Source organism: Mycobacteroides sp. PCS013 (assembly GCF_049532645.1).
Lineage (GTDB): Bacteria > Actinomycetota > Actinomycetes > Mycobacteriales > Mycobacteriaceae > Mycobacterium > Mycobacterium gwanakae.
Window position 1 is genome coordinate 4,358,852 of record NZ_CP150131.1, and the last position, 20,837, is coordinate 4,379,688.

The 20,837-nt window shown below is 64.8% G+C and carries 22 protein-coding genes; 12 read left to right on the plus strand and 10 right to left on the minus strand.

Going from position 1 to position 20,837, the window contains the following annotated elements:
* The first annotated feature begins 19 nt into the window (after positions 1–19).
* The 7 genes from RHO23_RS21660 to RHO23_RS21690 all read left to right on the plus strand — a co-directional run bounded on the left by RHO23_RS21660 (position 20) and on the right by RHO23_RS21690 (position 8,240).
* On the plus strand, positions 20–1,354 hold the full coding sequence (locus tag RHO23_RS21660; protein ID WP_423488323.1) for a glycosyltransferase 87 family protein: 1,335 nt from the start codon (positions 20–22) through the stop codon (positions 1,352–1,354).
* A gap of 10 nt (positions 1,355–1,364) precedes the next feature.
* Complete coding sequence (locus RHO23_RS21665) at positions 1,365–2,375, plus strand: PHP domain-containing protein (RefSeq protein ID WP_264918103.1); 1,011 nt, start codon at positions 1,365–1,367, stop codon at positions 2,373–2,375.
* Positions 2,376–2,419: 44 nt separating this feature from the next.
* Positions 2,420–3,013 carry a TetR/AcrR family transcriptional regulator gene (locus RHO23_RS21670; RefSeq protein WP_057967340.1) on the plus strand — a complete coding sequence of 198 codons (594 nt, stop codon included), beginning with the start codon at positions 2,420–2,422 and terminating at the stop codon, positions 3,011–3,013.
* Positions 3,010–4,584, plus strand: a complete 1,575-nt coding sequence (locus RHO23_RS21675) for a flavin-containing monooxygenase (RefSeq protein WP_423488324.1) — start codon at positions 3,010–3,012, stop codon at positions 4,582–4,584. Before RHO23_RS21670 ends, RHO23_RS21675 begins: the two co-directional genes overlap by 4 nt.
* Positions 4,556–5,398 (plus strand): mycofactocin-coupled SDR family oxidoreductase, encoded by an 843-nt coding sequence (locus RHO23_RS21680; RefSeq protein WP_423488325.1) that lies wholly within the window; start codon positions 4,556–4,558, stop codon positions 5,396–5,398. The genes RHO23_RS21675 and RHO23_RS21680 overlap by 29 nt, the downstream gene beginning before the upstream one ends.
* On the plus strand, positions 5,395–6,630 hold the full coding sequence (locus RHO23_RS21685; protein WP_423488326.1) for a cytochrome P450: 1,236 nt from the start codon (positions 5,395–5,397) through the stop codon (positions 6,628–6,630). Before RHO23_RS21680 ends, RHO23_RS21685 begins: the two co-directional genes overlap by 4 nt.
* 125 nt (positions 6,631–6,755) lie before the next feature.
* Complete coding sequence (locus RHO23_RS21690) at positions 6,756–8,240, plus strand: flavin-containing monooxygenase (RefSeq protein WP_030096181.1); 1,485 nt, start codon at positions 6,756–6,758, stop codon at positions 8,238–8,240.
* Positions 8,241–8,328: 88 nt separating this feature from the next.
* Here RHO23_RS21690 and RHO23_RS21695 read toward each other — a convergent pair whose 3' ends face one another.
* Complete coding sequence (locus RHO23_RS21695) at positions 8,329–8,982, minus strand: TetR/AcrR family transcriptional regulator (protein WP_423488327.1); 654 nt, start codon at positions 8,980–8,982, stop codon at positions 8,329–8,331.
* Positions 8,983–9,143: 161 nt separating this feature from the next.
* Here RHO23_RS21695 and RHO23_RS21700 point away from each other — a divergent pair, with 161 nt between their 5' ends.
* Positions 9,144–9,305, plus strand: coding sequence for a hypothetical protein (locus tag RHO23_RS21700; protein ID WP_423488328.1), 162 nt, complete (start codon positions 9,144–9,146; stop codon positions 9,303–9,305).
* Here RHO23_RS21700 and RHO23_RS21705 read toward each other — a convergent pair.
* The 7 genes from RHO23_RS21705 to RHO23_RS21735 all read right to left on the minus strand — a co-directional run bounded on the left by RHO23_RS21705 (position 9,295) and on the right by RHO23_RS21735 (position 15,077).
* On the minus strand, positions 9,295–10,581 hold the full coding sequence (locus RHO23_RS21705; RefSeq protein WP_423488329.1) for a D-arabinono-1,4-lactone oxidase: 1,287 nt from the start codon (positions 10,579–10,581) through the stop codon (positions 9,295–9,297). The genes RHO23_RS21700 and RHO23_RS21705 overlap by 11 nt on opposite strands.
* Positions 10,578–11,765: an amino acid deaminase/aldolase gene (locus RHO23_RS21710; RefSeq protein WP_423488330.1), complete on the minus strand. Its 1,188-nt coding sequence runs from the start codon at positions 11,763–11,765 to the stop codon at positions 10,578–10,580. Before RHO23_RS21710 ends, RHO23_RS21705 begins: the two co-directional genes overlap by 4 nt.
* The gene (gene rraA, locus RHO23_RS21715) at positions 11,765–12,253 is read right to left on the minus strand and encodes a ribonuclease E activity regulator RraA (RefSeq protein ID WP_070928237.1); all 489 of its coding nucleotides are present in this window, start codon (positions 12,251–12,253) and stop codon (positions 11,765–11,767) included. The genes RHO23_RS21710 and rraA overlap by 1 nt, the downstream gene beginning before the upstream one ends.
* Positions 12,254–12,408: 155 nt before the next feature.
* Positions 12,409–13,038, minus strand: coding sequence for a hypothetical protein (locus tag RHO23_RS21720; protein WP_423488331.1), 630 nt, complete (start codon positions 13,036–13,038; stop codon positions 12,409–12,411).
* A gap of 147 nt (positions 13,039–13,185) precedes the next feature.
* A complete protein-coding gene (locus RHO23_RS21725; protein WP_423488332.1) occupies positions 13,186–13,752 on the minus strand; it encodes a copper resistance CopC family protein in 567 nt (188 codons plus the stop codon).
* The gene (locus tag RHO23_RS21730) at positions 13,752–14,417 is read right to left on the minus strand and encodes a YcnI family protein (RefSeq protein ID WP_423488333.1); all 666 of its coding nucleotides are present in this window, start codon (positions 14,415–14,417) and stop codon (positions 13,752–13,754) included. Before RHO23_RS21730 ends, RHO23_RS21725 begins: the two co-directional genes overlap by 1 nt.
* 3 nt (positions 14,418–14,420) lie before the next feature.
* The gene (locus RHO23_RS21735; RefSeq protein WP_046252090.1) at positions 14,421–15,077 is read right to left on the minus strand and encodes a DUF6474 family protein; all 657 of its coding nucleotides are present in this window, start codon (positions 15,075–15,077) and stop codon (positions 14,421–14,423) included.
* Positions 15,078–15,393: 316 nt separating this feature from the next.
* Here RHO23_RS21735 and RHO23_RS21740 point away from each other — a divergent pair, with 316 nt between their 5' ends.
* The 3 genes from RHO23_RS21740 to RHO23_RS21750 all read left to right on the plus strand — a co-directional run bounded on the left by RHO23_RS21740 (position 15,394) and on the right by RHO23_RS21750 (position 18,530).
* Positions 15,394–16,860 (plus strand): hypothetical protein, encoded by a 1,467-nt coding sequence (locus RHO23_RS21740; protein WP_057967371.1) that lies wholly within the window; start codon positions 15,394–15,396, stop codon positions 16,858–16,860.
* A gap of 66 nt (positions 16,861–16,926) precedes the next feature.
* A complete protein-coding gene (locus RHO23_RS21745; protein WP_423488334.1) occupies positions 16,927–17,418 on the plus strand; it encodes a DUF955 domain-containing protein in 492 nt (163 codons plus the stop codon).
* A complete protein-coding gene (locus RHO23_RS21750; RefSeq protein WP_423488335.1) occupies positions 17,415–18,530 on the plus strand; it encodes a hypothetical protein in 1,116 nt (371 codons plus the stop codon). The genes RHO23_RS21745 and RHO23_RS21750 overlap by 4 nt, the downstream gene beginning before the upstream one ends.
* 105 nt (positions 18,531–18,635) lie before the next feature.
* On the opposite strand, the gene RHO23_RS21755 is transcribed toward RHO23_RS21750, so the two are convergent.
* Entirely contained in the window at positions 18,636–19,034 is a 399-nt protein-coding gene (locus RHO23_RS21755) for a secretion protein EspR (protein WP_030096169.1), read from the minus strand.
* Positions 19,035–19,614: 580 nt separating this feature from the next.
* Here RHO23_RS21755 and RHO23_RS21760 point away from each other — a divergent pair.
* Positions 19,615–19,953 carry a hypothetical protein gene (locus RHO23_RS21760; protein WP_423488336.1) on the plus strand — a complete coding sequence of 113 codons (339 nt, stop codon included), beginning with the start codon at positions 19,615–19,617 and terminating at the stop codon, positions 19,951–19,953.
* A gap of 334 nt (positions 19,954–20,287) precedes the next feature.
* Here RHO23_RS21760 and RHO23_RS21765 read toward each other — a convergent pair whose 3' ends face one another.
* On the minus strand, positions 20,288–20,821 hold the full coding sequence (locus tag RHO23_RS21765) for a hypothetical protein (RefSeq protein WP_030096168.1): 534 nt from the start codon (positions 20,819–20,821) through the stop codon (positions 20,288–20,290).
* Positions 20,822–20,837: the final 16 nt, after the last annotated feature.

The window sequence follows — 20,837 nt, forward strand, 5'->3', positions numbered from 1 at the left end:
CGGCCGTAAAATCTGGCCGATGCACAACTGGGGTGGGGAGATGCGGCTGCCGCGGGGCGCCGTTCTGAGTGCGCTGATCGTGGCCGGAGCTGCAATGGTGCTGCACAACGGCCTCGTCCCGTTCGATACGCGGTTCTTCGGACTGACCGAAAACGGCTACGACCTGAACACCTATCGCGCCGCAGTACGCGGCCTCTGGGAGGGCAAGAGGCTGTACGAGGCCCCGGCGCTCAACCAGGCGTGGTTCGTCTACCCTCCATTCGCGACGGTGGTTCTCGCGCCGCTTGCCTGGGCCTCGTTCGATATCGCCAAGTGGCTGTTGCTCGCGCTGTCCATCGCCGCGCTGACAGTCATCACGTGGCGCGTCCTGCGTCTAGCCGGCATCCGCGCCGATATCCGGCTGGCCGTGACGACCACGGCGCTCGCGGTTGTCGTGATCGATGCCGAACCGGTGCAGGCCACCCTCTGGTGGGGGCAGATCAACGTCCTGCTCATGGCGCTGGTGTTCCTGGACCTGGCGCGACCCAACCCGGGACGGTGGCAGGGGATCGGGCTCGGACTGGCTGCGGGTATCAAGCTCACGCCGCTGGTTTTCCTGCCGTACCTCCTGCTCACCCGGCAATGGCGTGCCTGCGCCATCGCGACGGCGACGTTCGCCGCCACCGCGGCGTTGACGTGGCCGCTGCTCTCGCGCGACAGCGCATGGTTTTGGAGCCATCTCGGAGACACCGCGCACATCAGCCGCATCGATCACTTGGCCAATCAGTCGATCAACGGATTCTTGGCGCGCTACTTCTTTCCGCACGCGCGCCCGGAGTGGCTATGGATTTCCTTGAGCCTCTTGGTGCTTGCCGCCGGCATGGCTGTCGCGGTGTGGGCACACCGCAGGGGGGAGTACGTGCTGGCAGTGGTGTCGGTAGGGCTCACCGGTTGCGCGGTGTCGCCCTTCAGCTGGGCTGCGCACTGGGTATGGTTCGCCCCTGCGATCGTCTGGCTTGTCGCCAAGGCGTGCACGACCGCGCGACCCTGGTCGAGCGGCTGGGCCTGGCGGGCGGCGGGGCTATTCGCGATGGTGTTCATGTGGACCCCGCACCGGCCGGGCCGTGGGCACACCACCATCTACTTCAGCGGGGTGTACTGGAACTTCCTTGACCTGCGCCCGTTCTGGATAGGCCAGCTGATGAGCGGCTGGTACCCGTTGGTGTTCCTGTGCTTCATGATCGGCGCCGTCAGCTGGTTGCGGCTCAGCAGTGCGCCGGTGCGAGATGACCCGGACGACTTTTCGATGCTGTCGACGGATGTCGAGGACTATCCGCCGGAAATTCTTGATGAGGAGCTGGCGCTGCGCGCCTAGAGTCCAGGGGGTGGACCCTGTCGCGGCATTGCGTGAAGTTGCCTACTACAAGGAACTCGCGCGCGAAGAGTCGCGCCGCGTCATGGCGTACCGCAAGGCCGCGGACGTCATCGCCGCGCTGAGCCCCGAAGAGCGAGAACGCCACGGTGCCAACAAGACCTGGAAGAGTCTCACGGGCCTGGGCCCCAAGACGGCGACCGTCGTCGCCGAAGCCTGGTCCGGAAAGGTGCCGGTTGCGCTCGAACAACTACGTGCCAGCGTCACGGGCACCGGCGGTGGCACCATGCGCGAAGCGCTCAGGGGCGATCTGCATCTGCATTCGAACTGGTCAGACGGCTCGGTGCCCATCGAGGAGATGATGAGCACCGCTAAGGCGCTCGGACACGAATACTGCGCGCTGACGGACCACTCGCCGCGTCTGCGGGTCGCCAACGGGCTGTCTGCGGAACGGTTGCGTGCTCAGCTGAAGGTGATCGACGGACTACGAGAACAGATGGCGCCCATGCGAATCCTCACCGGGATCGAGGTCGACATCCTGGACGACGGCGATCTGGACCAGGACCCTGAGCTTCTGGATCAGCTCGACATCGTTGTCGCGAGTGTGCATTCCAAGCTCGCGATGGACTCCGCGGCGATGACCCGCCGCATGATCGCCGCCGTGACCAACCCGCGCGTCGACGTGCTGGGCCATTGCACGGGGCGGCTGGTGGAGGGGGAGCGCGGCCTCCGCGCGGAATCGAAATTCGATGCCGCAGAAGTATTTCGGGCCTGCCGCGATTCGGGGACTGCCGTCGAGATCAACTCGCGCCCGGAGCGACGCGATCCACCGCGCAGGCTGCTGGACTTGGCGTTGAACATCGGTTGCGACTTCTCCATCGACACCGACGCGCATGCTCCGGGACAACTAGAGTTCTCCGGGTATGGCTGCGAGCGTGCGCTTGAGGCCGGTGTACCGGAAGAACGAGTGATCAATACGTGGCCCGTGGAGCAGCTGCTGGCCAGGACCAGCAAGGGCCGCTGATCGCCTATTGACACTTTGAACACATTCGCGCAAAGTGTTCAAACGTGAAGCTCGTGAAGACGGCGGGTCCGCGCGGTGAGGTGCCCGAACCGATTGTTGCGGCCGTCGCGCAGACCCTGGTCCGCTCGGGAATCCAGCGTTTCAGCCTCTCGGCGGCCGCCGACGAGGCGGGCGTCTCGCGCGGAACCATCTACAACTGGTTCGGCGGCAAGAAGGAAGCCATCGATGTCGCTGTCGGCTTCATCGCGGGCGCCTTCATCGAGCTGTTCGCCGGGGCGGTGAGCGCCAAAGCCACGCTGACCGAGCAGGTGGGCGAGGCGGCGGTACGCATCAGCGATCACCGGGCCTGGTCCGACCGCCTGGATCCGACCCTGCACGTGTCGAACGTGCTGGAGCTGGTGCTCGAGGAGTGCGGTGACGACCTGATGCGCCGCTCGGTGGAGTTTTGGGTGCCACAGGTGCAGGCGGCCAAGAAGCGCGGCGAGATCGGTAAGGACGTCGACGCCACCGAGGGCGCCGAATGGATCATGCGGACCCTGATGAGCATCGAGGTGCTGCCCGCCATCTCCGTGGACCTGAAAGACCCGGCCGTGGTGCGGGATTACTTCTCCCGGTTCATTCTGCGTGGGTTGGCATGAGTGACATCGACTATCAAGTGGCGATCATCGGGGCCGGCCCCGGTGGCATCGCCGCCGCTTACTACCTGCGCCAGCGGGGTATCGACGATTTCGTGATCCTGGACCGTGCCGACGATTTCGGTGGCACCTGGCGCGATAACACCTATCCGGGCCTCGCCGTGGACATCCCGGTCTTGTTCTACCAGTTGAGCTTTGCGCGAACCGGCCGGTGGAACAAGCTCTTCGCCGACGGTGCCGATATCCAGCGCTACCACCTGTCGGTGGTGGACCGCTTGGGCTTACGCAAGCACTTCCAGGGCGGCAGCGCCGTTACCGCGGAACGCTGGAACGAGGGCGGCAGCCACTGGGAACTCACCGTCGCCGGGAAGCCGACGGTGCGCGCCCGGTATGTCATCAGCGCCGTGGGTGGATACATCGACACCAAACCCGGCCCGAACATCCCGGGCCTCGGCGACTTTCGCGGCAGAATCATGCGGCCCAACGCGTGGGACCACTCATACGACTACGCGGGTAAGCGCGTCGCGGTGATCGGTACCGGCTCCAGCGGCATCCAGATCGCCCCCGCAGTCGCGGAAACTGCCGCGTCGGTCACCACCTTTCAGCGCACCCCCGCATGGATCATTCCCAAACCCAACCCGAGTATCTCGGCCCGCGGGCAGCGGATTCTCGGCGCGCCGTTTGTGCTGACAGTCGTCAACGCGCTGATCATCGGATCGATGGACGCCGCTCAGGCGGTGCTGTTCCATCTGCTGCCGCTGCTACCGGAATCGCTGCTGCGCAAGATGATTCCTCGATACGACGATATGGCGCGCAGGTGGTATCGCAAACTGCTGGCGGACACCGTCCGCGATCCGGCTCTGCGTGAGGCCTTGATGCCAAGCTACGGAATTCTGGCACGGCGCACCATCTTGTCCAATGACTTCCTGCAGGCCGTGGACGCCGGCGCGGTCCGACTGATCACCGACCCGATCTCACGGATCACCGAGAATGGTGTCGAGACGGCAGACGGCACCCATCACGACGTCGACCTTTTGGTATTGGCGACCGGATATGAGATCTACACGGATCCGGAGCACTACCGGCCCGGAACCGTGCGGGGCCGCGGCGGATTCGACCTGGGTGAGTACTACCGCGACCACGAAATGCGGACCTACGGCGGCGCGGCACTGCCGGGCCTGCCCAACCGGTGGGTGTTGGTGGGACCCGAGGGCAACCAGGGGCGGGGATGGCACGCCATGGTGGAGGCCAACGCGCGCCACGCCGCCCGGGTCATCGCCGAATCCGTGCGGACCTGCCGAGAGATCGCGGAAGTACGCCAACGTGCCTTTGACGCATGGGTGCGGCGGATGGCCCACCAGAGCAAGGCGATCCGGTTGTACGCGACCGACTGCCAACCGCCACTGAACACCTACTTCGTCAACTCAAAGGGGGAGGCACGCTACTACCGGCCCCAAACCGTAAGCGAAATGAACTGGTTCTCCGCGCATTCCCGACTCTCCGACTACTCATTTCGTCCGGCATCGATCCAAGCGAGGGCTTCCCATGGAAAAAGATCAGAACAGTCAGCCTGATAGACCACTGGCCGGCCGGGTCGCATACATCACCGGGGCGGGGCGCGGGCAGGGCCGCGCACACGCCATCCGGTTGGCCGCCGATGGTGCCGACATCGTGGCCATCGACAGCTGTGACAAGCCCTCGCCCTATAACGAATACCCGGCCACCACCGCCGAAGACTTCGACGAGACGGTCTCCGCGGTAAGGGAACTGGGCCGTGAGATCGTCGCAGAACGTATCGACGTAAGGGACCTCGCCGGACAGCAGAAGGTGATCAACGAAGCGATCACCCGCTTCGGTCGGCTGGACATCGTGGTCGCCAACGCCGGCATCGCGAGCTGGGCGCGGCTGTGGGAGATCGAGGCCGACCAGTGGCGCGACGTCATCGACGTCAATCTGACCGGTGTGTGGAACACCATCAAGGCAGCGGTCCCCGCAATGATCGAAGCGGGCAACGGTGGGTCCATCATCACGGTCAGCTCATCGGCCGGGATCAAGGCCATGCCCGGCTGCGGCCACTATGTGGCCGCTAAATTCGGTGTTGTGGGTTTGACGAACTCGCTGGCGGTTGAGCTGGGGGAGTATGGGATTCGGGTCAACTCCATCCACCCGTACGGAACCAACACGCCGCTGGCAGCCGACGAGTCGGTTCTGCGGATGTTCGAGAAGTACCCGGGTTATCTGCAGAGCTTCAGCCAGACACTGGTGGACAACGACAGGCTCGTCGAACCTGCCGAAATCGCCGAGGTGGTGGCATGGCTCGCCAGCGACGCATCCGGTGTCATGACCGGCGCCCAGATTCCCGTCGACAAGGGGTACTTGAAGCGATGACCACGTGCCCGTTCGCACCCGGATTCGATTTCACCGACCCGGACCTCATCCAGCAGCGCATCCCCGCCGAGGAGTTCGCGTATCTCCGCAAGGCCGAACCCATCTGGTGGAACGCCCAGCCCAGGGGAGTGGCCGGATTCGACGACGACGGCTACTGGGTAGTGACCAAACACAGTGACGTCAAAGAGATATCGCGGCTCAACGAAGTCTTCTCCAACAGCCTGAACACCACAGTGGTGCGCTACAACGAGGACATCACCGCCGAGCAGCTGGATATCCAGCGCGAGAATCTGCTGATCGATATGGATGAGCCGAAACACCGCATCCTGCGGCGCATCGTGTCTCCGCTGTTCACCCCCAAGGCCGTCAACGGATTACACGAACGGCTGGCGGTGCGCGCCAGAGGCATCGTGGAAGCGGCCGCCGAAAAGTCCAGCGGCAACTTCGTGTCCGATATCGCCTCGGTGCTTCCCATGCATGCCATCGCGGATCTGGTGGGTATACCGGAGTCGGACCGCCAACAAGTGCTGGACTGGACGAACCAGATGTTCGCCTACGACGACCCGGCGATCGGTAAAGACACGGCCACCACCGCAACTGTCTCTATGCTGGGCTACGCCTACGCGATGGCCGAAGAGCGACAACTGAATCCGCGCGACGACATTCTCACCGGATTGGTCCAGGGCGCGTACGAGGACCGCCCACTCACCCCGCTGGAGTTCGCCTACTTTGTCATCCAGCTCATGGTCGCGGGGAACGAGACCTCTCGTAACGCCATCACACATGGGGTACTGGCCTTCGCCGACAACCCCGCACAGTGGGAGCTGTACCGCGAGTGCCGCCCGCAGACGACTGCTGACGAGATCATCCGGTGGGCGAGCCCCATCATCGCCTTCCAGCGCACGGCACTGCAGGATGTCGATCTCGGTGGTGTGCGGATCCAGAAGGGGCAGCGCGTGGGAATGTTCTACGCGTCGGCCAACTTCGACGAGGACGTTTTCGACGACCCGTTCACCTTCAACATCGAGCGCGACCCCAACCCGCATCTGGCCTTCGGCGGACACGGCATTCACTACTGCCTCGGCGCGAACCTGGCCCGGCTGGAGATCGGCATCATGTTCGATGCCATGGCCGACAGGCTTCCGGATCTGATGCCGACCGGGGAGCCCACCCGCTTCCGGTCGGGGTGGATTAACGGCGTGGTGTCGCTGCCCGCAAGCTACCGAGGGTAGACATCCGTGCCCGCGCGTTCGGCAGGACTGCGTCCTGACCTGCGGTATCGGCGGCACAGTGTGCGTGCAACCGCAAGGGTCTAACTTTACTTTTCTCCCCGATCCGTAAGCGGTAGCATCGCGGCATGTCCGAACACTTTGACGTGCTCATCGTCGGCGCCGGCATCTCCGGCATCAGCGCCGCCTGGCACATCCAGAACCGCTGCCCGTCCAAGACCTATGCGGTGCTTGAGGCCCGCGACGATATGGGCGGGACCTGGAATCTGTTCAAGTACCCAGGTATCCGGTCGGACTCGGACATGTACACGTTGGGGTTCCGCTTCTCGCCGTGGAACGACAGCCGCACCCTGGCGGACGGACCGTCGATCCTTGACTACGTGCACAAGACCGCGGCCAACTCCGGAATCGACGGACACGTCCGATACCGCCACAAGGTGGTCGGAGCGGCCTGGTCCACCGAGACCCAGCAATGGACGGTCCAGGTGGATCACGACGGCAAGACCGTCGAGTACACCTGTTCCTTCCTGTTCTGCTGCAGCGGCTACTACGACTACGACCAGGGTTACTCGCCGGAGTTTCCCGGCGTCGCCGACTTCAAGGGCACCGTGATTCACCCTCAGCACTGGCCGGAGGACCTCGATTACAAGGGTAAGAAGGTCGTGGTGATCGGCTCCGGCGCCACCGCGGTGACCCTGGTGCCGGCGATGGCGCCCGATGTCGGACACATCACCATGCTGCAGCGCTCGCCCACCTACATCCTGTCGTTGCCGAACGAGAACCCGATCATCAACGGTCTGCGAAAGATATTGCCGGCCAAGGTCGCCTATCCAATCGCCCGCTGGATCAATATCGGCCAGCTGATCTTCAGCTACCAGGCCAGTCGCAAGTTCCCCAAGGCCGCGCGGCGGATCATCATGCAGCAGGCCAAACTGCAGCTGCCCAAGGGCTATGACTACAAGACCCACTTCGGTCCCAAGTACAACCCGTGGGACGAGCGTCTTTGCGTGGTGCCCAACGGTGACCTGTACAAGACCATCCGCAAGGGCAAGGCCGATATCGTCACCGATCACATCGAGACATTTGATGAGACCGGCATCAAGCTCAAGTCTGGTAAGCATCTCGATGCTGACATCATCATCACCGCAACGGGTTTGAACCTGAAATTCTTCAGTGGTGTCATCCCGACGGTTGATGGCGTACCCGTAGACCTGCCCGCGCAGACCGTGTACAAGGGTGCGATGCTCACGGGGATCCCGAACATGGCGTTCACCATCGGGTACACCAACGCCTCGTGGACACTCAAGGCAGACCTGGTATCCGAGTACGTTGGACGTCTACTGAACTACATGGACGAGAACGGCTATGTCACAGCGGTTCCCGAGCTGGCCGATGAGACGCTCGAAAAGCAGCCGTTCATGGACTTCACACCGGGCTACGTGCTGCGCGCGCTGGATGAGCTGCCCAAGCAGGGTGACAAGCACCCGTGGCGTCTGAAGCAGAACTATGCCTATGACGTCGGGATGATGCGGCGCAGCCGGGTCAGCGAGGGTATGCGCTTCGGCAGAAAGAAGGCCGCCACCGAGACAACACCGGTGGCCGTCAACAGCTAGATCTTCTCTGCGGAACGGCCGGGTGTCACGCGCGGACACCCGGCCGTTCGCTGTCTACGAACCGCTACCGGTGGACGCCCGTAAAACGCTATTTCTGTTCGGGTGCAGCCTGATCCGTGCTGGCGGCGATCAGCATGGGAAGCATCGGGCTCATGGGTAGCAGCCGTTGCACCGCGGTCAGGAGCCGCGCCGTCCAGTCGGTGGTCGATGAAGGATCTTTGATGCTGTCGAGGGCCACTCCCTGACCCATGGCGACGCAGAGGCGGGCGAGGTCACGCACGCTTGCCTCCGGAAGTTCGAGTTCGTCGTCCAGCTGCGAGATCACACCCGCAACGTGGTCCAGCATGGTTTTGTCGCGTGCCGCGAGTTCATCGTTCAGCGTCGAATTGCGTCGAGCAACCAAGGCGAGCTCGATCTTCAGCAGGGCCCAGCCGGTGTCGCTGAGTGATTGCTCGATCCAGTCCTGAAACTTCTGAACGCGATCCTCTGACGATCCTTCGGCGAGAGTGGTGCGATAGCTCTCCAGAACCTGTTCGGTGTGACGGTCGATGACCTCTAGTGCCAACGCCTCTTTGCTGGAAAAATTTGAGTACACGGCGCCGCGACTGTAACCGGCTTCTTCGGCCACCTGCTCGTTCGACGTCGCGGCGAAACCCTGTTGCAAATAGAGCTGGGTCGCAGACTCCACCAGCCGGGCCTTTGTCTGAGCCTGGGCTTCAGAACGAGTCAATCGCTTGGCCACAACCAGTGAGTCTATGCGGTCATCGGCACGGGCCAGGAGAGATATCGCGAGTAACGCCGCAGCGTATCGAGGGCGGAATCCCTCATCCCGCCAGTACTGAGCAGTTTTGGGTACAGTACGTAGCCAGATAGCCGCCGTCATTACAGGGATTGGAGAACGTCGTGGGACGACACAACCGGCCCGCCGTAGCCGACGATGTGCCCATCCGTACGGACTGGAGCGCCGACTTCCTGGTCGACAGCGAAGTGACCGCGGCATCGCCCGCGGTGATCGATTCCGACTCAGCGTTCTCCCCAACACCGCCGCCCTGGTTCAGGGGCTGACCGGGCCCAGGAGCCTATTCAGGTACGCACCGCTGAACACGCCCTCGGGATCCAGCCGGGCGCGTACCTCCTGGAAGGTCCGCCATTGCGGATACCGCTCGCTGAGCTGCCCGGCGGTCAAAGTGTGTCGTTTACCCCAGTGGGGCCGGCCGCCGAGCCCGATCAGGATGGGTTCAAGGTCGTGGAAGTAGGGCTCCCATAGCCCGTGAATGCTCTGGTGCACTGCCAGGTACACGCTCTCGCGGCCGTAGGCCGGGGCCAGCAGCGCATCATCGGCCTGGGTGAAGCGGACCTCTAGCGGGAAGGCGACCCGATGACGATTCTGTTCAATCGTGGCCAGCACGGTCTCGATCGCATCACCCGCATTTGTCAGCGGAAGCGAATACTCCATCTCCGTGAACTTCACCTTGCGGGGACTCGCGAACACCGCGGCGCTTTCATCCTGCGACTCATTCGAACCCGCGAGTTTGGCGACCAATCTGGATATGTAGGGGGCAGCCACGGGTAGGCGCCCGGCCGTCCACATCAGCGCGCCGAGCGCGCCGTTCTCTACCAGGTCGCGCTCCACCCAATGCCGTACCGGATGACTGGGCCACCGATCCTCTTGGGTGCGTGTCGACTGCAGCAGCAGAACCCGTCGCGTATGTGGAAACAAATACAGCTCAAGGTGATCGGTCTCGGCCAGCAATGTGGGCAGATCGGCCAAGACGGTGTCCAGGTCACGCACTGACTGGCGCCGGTGCAGCCGGAAGGCCGGAACACATTGCAGGGTGAGTTCGGTGACCACACCCAGTGCGCCCAATGAGATCCGCGCGGCGAGCAGCTCATCGCCGCTGTCGATCTCATAAATTATGCCGTCGGCAGTCATGATTCGCATCGACACGATGGTCTGCGAGATGTTGCCGAATCGCAGGCCCGTCCCGTGCGTTCCCGTGGCGGCGGCCCCGGCAAGGGTCTGGACGTCGATATCGCCGAGGTTCGGCAGCGCCAGCCCGCGCCGCAGCAGTTCGCGGTTCAGCTCATGCAGATTGATGCCGGCCTGGACCCGCACCCGGTCGTGTTCGTCCACTGAGATCAGTTGCCGCAGTTCGGAGATGTCGACCTGTACGCCGTCGGTGACGCACAGTTCGGTAAAGGAATGTGATGATCCGATCGGCCTTACCGTTCGTCCGGCGGAGCGTCTCAGGGCGAACGCCAGCTCGTCCTCGGATCGTGGACGCACCACAAGTCCTGGGGCGCAGGATGTTTGACCACTCCAGTTGCGCCACTGACTCATAGGAACATCATTCCCTCGCCGCGATACGTGGATACCGCACCTGCGTGTTGACCGTCTTCGACCAGCTGCAGTTCGGTGAAGTGTTCACAGAGCTCACCGGCCTTGGCATGCCGGAACCACACCGCATCGCCAATCCGTAGTTCCCGCGCACCCCGTAACGGGGTCTGTACCTCACCGGCGCCCTCGGAGGCCTCGAAGGACAAACCCGTAGGCCACGACGGGAGCGGTACGCGGCTGGCCCCGGCAGGGCCGCTGGCGATGTACCCACCGCCCAGCACGGTGGCGAGCTCGGGACTCGGCTTGCGCACGACCGGCAACGCGAACGCCGCCGCGGGATCCAGGTGCAGGCTGCGATAGTTGTCGAAGAGAGCAGGAGCGAAGAAGCCCGACCCGGCCGCCAGTTCGGTGGCGAATCCCAACCCGCCGATACGGGCCAGGCTGCCGGTGCCGCCGGAGTTCACCAGTTCCAGCGGCGGCGCTCCGGCGGCACGAAGCCGCGCGCTCACCGCGTCCAGAATCCGGGGAAGGCGCTGGCCGAGATCACGCAGCGAAGAGGCCTGCATTCCGCGAACAGCCAACTGGTACCAGGGATTCCCGGGGACGATATCGCCCACGCCGGCGATCTGCCCGTCATAGGCCATTACCGCGGCGAGCCGCAGACCGGGTGTAGCGCACACCAGGTCGGTGAGGGTGGCTGCCTGTTCAGGGGTGCGCACCGGTGATCGCTTGGGCCCCAGATGAATCGGCCCGTCGAGAGGCCGCCACCCGGCATCGATGTCGAGACACACCGGGATCGGTGCATTCGTCTCCTGCGCGATGTCTGCCAGTAGACGGACATGGTCGGCAGAATCGATCAAGGGGCGGATGACCGAACGATGCCGCGCAGCAGTCGCCAGGGCTCCCCGATCGACACTCGGGTAGGCGATCAACAGATCGTCGACCCCGGCATCGGCGAGGTGCACGGCCTCCGCAGGGGTGAAGGCGAGCGCCCCACGAAAACCCGGTATCTCCAGGAATTTCCGGATCAATGCGGTGCTGCGTATGGACTTACTGGCCACCCTGATGGGTAAGCCGGAGGCGGCGGCGACCAACGACGCGGCATTTGCCCGCGCCGCGTCCATATCGACTGCGGCCAGCGGTGCGGGTGCCCCCCGTAGTGCCGTGGCCAGCCGCCGTACCGACATCAGGCAGGAACCACGACTACGCCGTCATGGTCGGCGTAACAGATCGCACCCGGCGTGAAGTCGATACCACCGAAGTTGACGACGATATCGCGTTCTCCGGCACCGGTTTTGGTGCCCTTGCGGGGGTTGGTGCCGAGAGCCTTGATGCCGATGTCCATGGTGGCCAGGGCGGCACTGTCGCGCACCACCCCGTTGATCACCAGACCCGACCAGCCGCTCTCGACGGCGATCCCCGCGATGATGTCGCCCACGAGCGCGCAGTGCAGCGAGCCGCCACCATCGATGACCAGTACACCGCCTGAACCAGGTTCCGACAGAATCGATTTCAGCAGCGCGTTGTCATGGTGGCAGCGCACTGTGGTGATGACTCCGGCGAATACCGGACGCCCACCGAACTGGGTGAGCTGAAGATCGCAACTGGCCATGTCGATGCCCAGCTCGTCTCCCAGGTCGGCGGTCGGTTGGGGGGTGATCGGTGCGGTCGTCATACCCCAAGCCTATTCGCCAGTCCCTACCTCTGGGTCTCCGCATAGGCGATTACGACATCGCGCAGCCACTGCGCCAGAACCGGGCTCGGCACCTTCTCAGTAGGCCCGGGCTGGATGCCCTCAAGCCCTTTTCCGACACGGCCGGGCCACGCGGATCAGTCCGATTCGGCGGAGTCCTCGCGGCGACGCCTCCGCCGCAGTACCAACAGGACAAAAATCGCGAATGCGGCTCCGACCGCGATCTTGAGGTTCGGCGCTTGCCGGCCTGCTTCGGGTGCGGGGCCGGGAATCGGTGGTGGGGCCGAATCGACGGTCGACTTCGCCTGCGCGGCAGTCTCCCGGGCCGCCGCCGCGAGATCGGGCTGAGCCGGTTCGGGTGCGCGTGCAGGCTTGGGTGCCTCCGGCTTGGGAGCTTCGACGACCGGCTCGGGAGTGGGCTCAGGCTTGAGCTCTGGTTCAGGCGCGGGTGCGGGCTTCGGCACCGGTGGCGCGGCAGGCTTGGGGGCCTCGGATGCCGGTGCCTCGGCGGGCTTCGCCTGCTTGACGGGCTTCGGCGCGGCCGGCGGCTTCGGGGCCGGGGCAGCACCGGACTCGGGTTCGGCCTTGGGGCCCGACTTCGGCGGCGCCGTCGAGCCGGCGGGTCGTTTGGCAGGTGCGCGTTTGGCCGCCGGTCGCTTCGCGGCCTTCGCGGGGCGGGCCGGGGCCGCGGGCTTAGGTGCCTCGCCGCCAGCGGGCGTCTCCGGTGTCTGGTTGGGCTCGTTAGCCGAATTGTCCTGGTCCGCCATGCGCCTGCTCCTTCGCAAGTTTCGGTCGTCCTGGGTGTTCGTGGCGCGCTCGCGGCCACGATGGGCGGCTCACACCCGAATCTCTGCCGCCCCGCCGTTGTCCATCATGCCGTCACACCGGAAAAAGGCCAGTCGTCCCCCGCCGGTCTACGACTGACGACGCTGAGTCCAGATGAGTGCCGCACCCACAGAGACCACCACAGCCACCACAAACGGCCACATAGGAAGGTCGCCGTCGGTCGGATTCGCCGAAGGCACGGGAGCCGAGGAACTTGTGCCCGACGGCTGCTGCGACACCGCCGGCGCGCCAGCGGAGGCCGGTGCACCCGAGCCGGTGACGGTGAACTGCCAGGATCCGTCGACCGGGTGGCCGTCCTCGGAGATCACCCGAAAGTTCACGGCGTACTTTCCGGCAGGCGCGCCCGGCTTCACCCCGACCGAGATCGTCGCACCGGCCACCACTGGATCGCCTGCCTGCCACTGATCGGTCTTGGCATCCGGCCCGATGATCGTCATCGCGGAGAAGCGCTTCTGCAACGGCTCGTTGAAGGTGGCGCTGACCTGGGCGGGAGGCCCGGATAGCACGGCATTTTCGGCGGGATCGGAAGACACCTTGACGGCGTGCGCCGCGGCCACACCCGGCAACGCCAGGCCCAGCGCCAACGCGATGAAGGCCGACAAGAACACGGACACGGACTTACGTCGAACAGACATCACTGTTGCCTCCGTCGATTTGTCACCGCAAGCACGAGCGCGACCGCACCAAGGATCAGACCGATCCCGCCGAACCAGCGGGCAGTCTTGTCCGGATGCCCCGCGTTCTGCGCGGAATCATGGGTTGCGGACACCTGCGGTGCGTGGGCCGAGTGTCCGTCGTGGTCGGCCTTGCTCTGCGTCAGGTCGAGGGTGGGCGCAGGGTGCTCCGGCTCGGCGCCGCCGGGCTGAGCTTGCTGATCCCACCTGACGACCTGACCGTCGGTATAGGTCTGCGTCGCCGGGAAGGCGACCGACTCGGTCTCGGGGAGTTTGACGCGCACCCGGAACAAGGCGAACTGGTCGGGCCCGATCCCGTTGCCTGGGACGGCCTTCCAGGTCACCGCCCTGACCGTACCCTTGGCGGCGTCCCGATCCACGGAACTGGTCCAGCCGGGCAGCAGCTCGGTGCTCGCCGAGCCCACGTCCGGCAGCTGGACGGTCAGTTCGGTGGTCAGCGCCTTGTTCTGGGACTCGTTGGGAACCGAGAACTCCAGCGTTGCGTAGCCACCGCGAGCGGTGTTGTCTGCTGTCACGCGCACATGGGCGGAGGCCGGAACGGCAAGCGCCAATAGCGCGGCGGCTGCCGCGGCTGACGCTGTCGCCAAGCGGGGGAACACGCGCATCGGTTACCTCACCCCGAGTCGGGCAAGTAGGTCGGCGTCGATGCCGTCGAGCTCACGGGCGATCGCGGCATGGGCTGCGCGGCGGCGGGTCGGCGGCATGTGCTCGGAAGCCCCCACCGCAGTACCGAGCTCCTCCAGTCGGGCACGGACGGCCGAGGTGAACTTCTTGGTCTCCGCGTCCTTGGGCGCCCGGTCGAGCACGGCCTGCAGCGACTGCTCGGCGCCGGCGATACGAGCTGACAACTCCGCCCCGAACCCCGAGTACTGGCCAAGCTCCGCCAGCGGTATCCCGAGGCGGTCGGCGCGGCGTTGATCCAACACGCCACGGACCGCGATCGCGCCCTTGTACAACACCGGTAGCAGCACAGGGGCCAGCAGCCGCACCACCGTGAGCGTGCGCCTGATCCGGGTGGGTGAGAGCAGCTTGCCCTCACGCACCGCCCGGAGCTGATCCTGGGCGATCTGCCGCTGGGCCTTCAACGTCGCCAGCTCTGTCTTGCGTGAGTCACGCCGGGCGGCGGATTCAGAGCGCGCTTGCATGTGCATCCGTCGCCGGTCGTTACGCGCCGCCAAGCGGGCTTCGAGCTTGGCTTTCGCCTTCAGCGCCCGAGCCTCGGCGCGTTTGGTCGAGCGGCTCTTGCGGCTGGTGAGAAAACCCATCCCAGCGGCCTCCGTTCATCGCGTTGCGAGTGTGGCGCTAACCCTAGCGCGCCGACCTGCGCTGGCCCCCTGCGGATAGGGCGGCGTATTTAGGTGGTCGCGCCGCGTGCTGCAAAGGTTCCCCGCGGCCCCCAGCGAATTCCAGGCAGCAATCATTTAGGCGGCTCATGGGCAACATGAGGTGAAAGAGCCCACAATTCGTCACAGATATTTGACCTGCGAGCAAATCACCGGCATGCTGTTCGCCGTGGGGCGACATCGTGCAAAACCGAGCGGGCGGAGCCAGCAGCTGAAGCGTGCCTCGGCGCGCGCTGCTGTGGTGACGGTGCTCAGCTCCGGGACGCTCATGGGGGGCTTCGGAGTATTCGCCATCTCGACGCCGGCCGCGGACGCAAAACCCGGCGGCGGATCAGGTGGCGACAACGACCACGACCACGGCTTGGGTGGTGCGATCCACAAGATCACCGGTGGCCTGCTCGGCGGGGGATCCGGTGGCGGCGGTGGGCCGGGCAGCGGTGGCACGCGCAGCGCGCCCTCTGCCCCGAGCTTCGGTAAAAGCCTGCATGGTGGCTCCGGATCGGAAAGCGCGGCGGGCAGCAGCAGCGGTAGCAGCGATTCGTCCAAGGGCGACAAGGACAAGGGGCCCGGAGCGAATGTTCCGAAGCCGGGATCTGCGGGCTCGAGCGGTAACTCCTCCGACCATGCCTCCGGTAACTCCGGCTCGAGCACCATCGGTGGCGCCGCTTCCAGCACCAACGGTTCCGGTTCGAGCACCAGCACTTCCGGTAGTACCTCGGGTGTGGGAATCGGTGGGGGCACCGGGATAACGCTGCCGCATTCCGGTGGTGCTGCGGGTGTCCATACCCCGAACGCAGAGGCCCCTTCGACTGAAAACCCTAGTGGCACAACAACTCACACCGAAGAGTCGCCGACCTTAAAGGGTGCTTTGGGCTCTGTCGCGGGCGCGATGGCCCCCAAGACGCAGACCGCCACGACACCCAAGGCCGACACCGCGACCTCGCCGCACAACGCGACGGCACCGGGCGCGACTGCCGACACACCGGCTCCCGGCGTCACACACACCGAGCACGAGACATCGGCTGAGGAGCCCAAGGTTCCCGGCGTCACCCTCAACGTGGGTGGGCGCACCATCATCATCTGGAAGAAGAAGCCGAGCACCTCGACGCACACGCCCGGCGCCGGCGGCGGATCGACCCACGAGCACGAAACCGACGACCACGATCACGTGATCACTCTGCCGGGGCTTCCCAACATAGGTGGCACCCCGAACCCGGCCACCCCGTCGTTCGGTGGCGCGGCCGGAACCCGGACACCGGGCGGAAACCCCGGTATCCACACCGGACCCATCGCCCCGCCCACCGTGCCCACGCCCAAGGCTCCTGCGGTCGCCATCGCGGCGCCGCCCGCGCCGCCGGTTATCGCCCCGCTGGCGCCTGTCGTACCTCCGGCGCCCCCGGTCGTCACCATCAAGCAGGCCGAAGGTGGCCGCGGTGGCGACGCCATCGTGACCGCCGGCGGGACCAAGCAACCCGAGGCGGTCACCAAACCGATCGAGCAGTTCGTCGCGGCCGAGACCATCGCGCCGCGTACCGGTTACGGCGACTACCTTCGACTGACGAAGACTTCCGAGATCGCCGCGGTGGCCATTCCGGGTGCCGTGGGCATCGCGATGATGACCTTCGTGGGAGGCGCCATCGGATACCGGCAAGCCAAGGCCGGGCATACCGTGCGTGCCTCCGCTGCCGCCCGCTTCCTGGAATAGGGGAGAATCGATACAGCACCCCGTGAGGGGTCTGTCCGGGAAGGCACACGGTGAGGGGAGACACACATGGGCGCAGGCCGTCGTGTGACCGACGCCGTCAGTGCTGTGCTCGACCTCGCCCCGCGTAAGGGTGAGGTGACACTGACGGCCCTCGTCGAGGCCGTTGGTCGCGATCGGGACCGGTCCATCGAGATCATCTCGGCTGATCTGCCGCCCGGGGTATGCGGTCAATGGCGCCAGTACGAGAACGAAGACATCTTCATCATCCAGCGTGGCCTACCCACCTGGGACCGGACCCTGGCCCATGAACTCGGGCATGTGGTGTTGCGGCACGAGGGCATCTCGGTGGTTGAAATGGCCAGGGACGAAGCCGAATTCGCGAGCGATGACCTCATCGCGTACATGCTTTCTCAGCGCACCGGCTGCGTGGGGGCGGCCGGGATGGAGGCCGAACAAGAGGCCGAGGACTTCGCGGCGCTGCTGCTGTACCGGCTTGGCCGATTGCCATCTGATCGCGCATCCATTGTTCAGGTGAGGCTCGGGGAGGCCTTTGGGTGATCGCCTGGGTGATTGCCGGGCTGCTGGGGATGGCGACGGGTTTGCGCATCGGGTGGGTGCTCGTCCACAAACAATCCCCGGTGAGCACCGGCATGATTGTTGCGTTGGGGAGCCTGGCACTTGTATCGGCGCTGAACTGGGAGCCGCTGACGATTCTTGTGGACAGCTCGGTGGGCTGGCCAAACATTTCGGTGGCTGTGAGCCAGGCCGCGCTGACGGCCTGCGCGGCGGGCAGCTGCGTGATGATCACCAGTATGTCCGCGAACCGCACCGCGGCAGACAACAGGCGATGGGCGCGCTGGCAATACCTGGCCGCAACCGTGATCGCCGGCGCCAGCCTCGCCGTGTTCTTCTCTCGTGGGCCACAGCCCGAGATGACACCGCGCGAGTTTCTGAAGCACGATCTTGGCGGATTCGCCTCTGGCACAGCCTGGCTCATCCCGATGCTGTACATCGCCGTGGCGCTCTCGGTGGTCTTGTGGGCGGGTATGGCCTACTCGAATCGCAGCCGCCGCGGTCGTGCCCTGTTTCTTTTCACCGTCGGGATCAGCCTGCTGGTATTGGCCGTCTTGGTGGTCGCGGGCGTGGCTGTGGCCCAGTCGGAGTACGTGACGATCGGGACCGCGGCCACTTTGATCGGATGTGCGATGGCGATGGTGGCGGTGGGATCGCTGTTGCCGACCTTCGAGACCTGGCTGGTTGCTCGCCGCGAAATGTTCGTACTGGCACCGCTATACAAGGATCTGAAGAAGCGGCAGCCGGATGCGGCGATCGGAGTGCGGCCCCGTGGCCCGCTCGCCTTCCAGGTCGCAGATCGCATGGCGTACATCTCCGACGCACTCTTCCTGGAAGCGATGCACGCCCAGGGGCTTGACCCAGAGGCGGAGAGTGACGGCGATATCGAGCTCGGTGTGGACCCGGCCAAGCTCGACGTACCGCCCGAAGTGCAGGCACATGCGGTAGTGAAATGGGTTCTTACCGAAGGTGATCCGGAGGAAAACTTCCCGGGCCCGGAATGGCTACACCAGCCTGACGGATACTCCGATCGCGAATGGATTCTCGCGATCGCCACTGAGTACCGCAGACTGGTGCATGCCCAACGTCGTTCTTAAGTTGTACATCGCCGTCCCCCTGTGCGTACTCCGCCGGCTCGAATGAGCGGTGAACGCCAAACTGACCGGTCCTTCCCCGAGTGGACCGGCCAGGCGAGCGGCGGACTAGCTGTCGAGACCCTCTTTGCGACGGTATTCGTCGACGGCCTGCGTGATGCGGTCCTGCGCCTCGACGGACAGACCCACGGTGCGGGCCGCGATCCGGCGGACGCCCTCGTCGCGCATGTTGGCGAGCCAGGTCAGTTCCTGATCCAGCTTCTCGTAGTACTCGTCGTCGGTGAAGTACGCCGGCTTGATCCGGAAGAAGTTCGCGAGTGCCTTCATGGTCGCCGACGAAGGGTTGGTGCGGTTACCCGATCGCAGCTGCGACAGGTACGGCGCGGACATCGTGATGCCCTCGGAACGCAGGGCCGCGATCACCTCGGCAGAGGTGTGGGGGCCGCGTCCGGGCGGATACACGGTGTCGAACAACCGATTCAAACGTGCGGTGAACGTGGTGCTCATCGAGCCTTACCTCCACAAACAGATAAAGTTGCTAATTCGGGGGACGTATTTGCTGCCCATCGTAACCTTAATTTTGCCTGGAGCCAAGCGCAACCATCAAGTTCGCCCACGGTGGACATAGTGTTCGGTTATCCAAACCTGCTAGCTCAGGCACATCTGTGCAGCGTCCAATGTTCGGGACGATCTGGGAATCTTCGTTCTCAGGCAAAGGATTGATAAATCCCCAGGGCGACGACTCGGGGACTCCGCCGCGGGCTGTGTGGAGAAGCGGCATTCGTTTCCTAAGTCGGCCGGACACGGGGCCCGGCGGTATAACCTGCTTCGTTGCTACTGACACCGACGCCGCGCTTTCTCGGCGCATGCCTCGCTGACCTGGCCCGATGTCATGCCCGTGACGATAACGGCAGCTTGCGATTATGGTGTGAATCGCCGCGCAGTCGTAACGTTTAAATACTGGAACATCGACCGCAAGTGTGGTCGTCAACAGGGCATCCCCTCTGACCAGCGGTAAATCCGCGACCGCGCACTGTGAGCAAGATCACAGCAACCTAGGGCAACGGGGGACGGTCACTGCCCCGCGATGAAACCCTTCGGTGCCGTCGCGGATCCCTCGGGATCGGACTCTGGGCGGCTGTCGTCACCGTTCGTCGCGAGCAGACCTGGCGGAACGGCCCGGCGTGGCGAAGTGCCCGGCGTAATCAAGACCGCGCTAGCGCACACCCTGCCCGCCGAAGACCCGCACCACGCGCCGATGGACCGATGGTCGCTGGCAGGGGTGACCGCGGCCCGCGCTGTCGAGGCGCCGGGCCTGTCTGTAAGGAATGCGGAAATGGTCGCCAGGAAGAGGAAAGAACTCGCATGGGTGGTCGCTGGTTCGGCATGGTCGTTTGCGCCGTTCTCGCGTACCACGGCCGATTAACGACGCCGGTAAGCGCCGAACACGCGTGGAAGGTGGGGCGCGCAGAGCTCGTGGCCCCGTGAACGCGGCTGACGGCCACGGAGAGGCCATGAACTCCTGCCGGATATCTCCCCCTGTCACGACACCGCTGAACACGCGCAGCGGGGCGCACAACTCATGGGCCGGACGCCACTTCGGGACTGCAGTGGGCAGGCCGATCAAACGCCTTAGTTCTTCGGCGATCCGCTGGCGTCTGGCGCAGCCCGATCTGGAAAACTCCAGCAGGCGCGTGCCTTTCGGTTGTATCAGGCCGCTTCGTGACGTCTTGCCGGGAAGCCGAATTTCCTCAATTCCCTTATGCCGCAAGCAGCATTGCCAAAACGGCCGTATCCGGGTCGCTGATGGGGTCGATGCCCACTCGGCTCACCACCGATGTCACCGTGCCATCGGACTCGGCCTCGACCCAGGCGGCGCGGTGCTCCAGGCCCAGGTGCGGCAATCCTGGGAGGAGAAGGCAACCGGATGCCGCGCCAAGGCATTCGGGCAGTGTCGGGTTGGTTTCCGACGGTGGGTGGAGCATCAGCAACGCGGGTGGTTGGTGTTCCGCAAAACGCCCGGGTGTCACAGCGGACTCTCCGAGAACCGTTCCTTCGGCGATGACCAGTCCGACCATGCCAGGCGCGGGATCGTCGGGTAAGTCCTCGCGAGCGCCAAAAATCGTTGTGGTGGAAAGTAATCCAGGCAGCGTGGCGATGCGCACGGTCACGATCAGCAGCTGCATCCATTCCTTGGTGGAATCGGGCCAGCGGCCGCACACCACAAACCCTCTGAGTGATCCGCCCGCATGGAAGGGCGCGATCTCGATCGGCTGATCGGAACTGGTTGCCATATCTGCCACGCTCGCA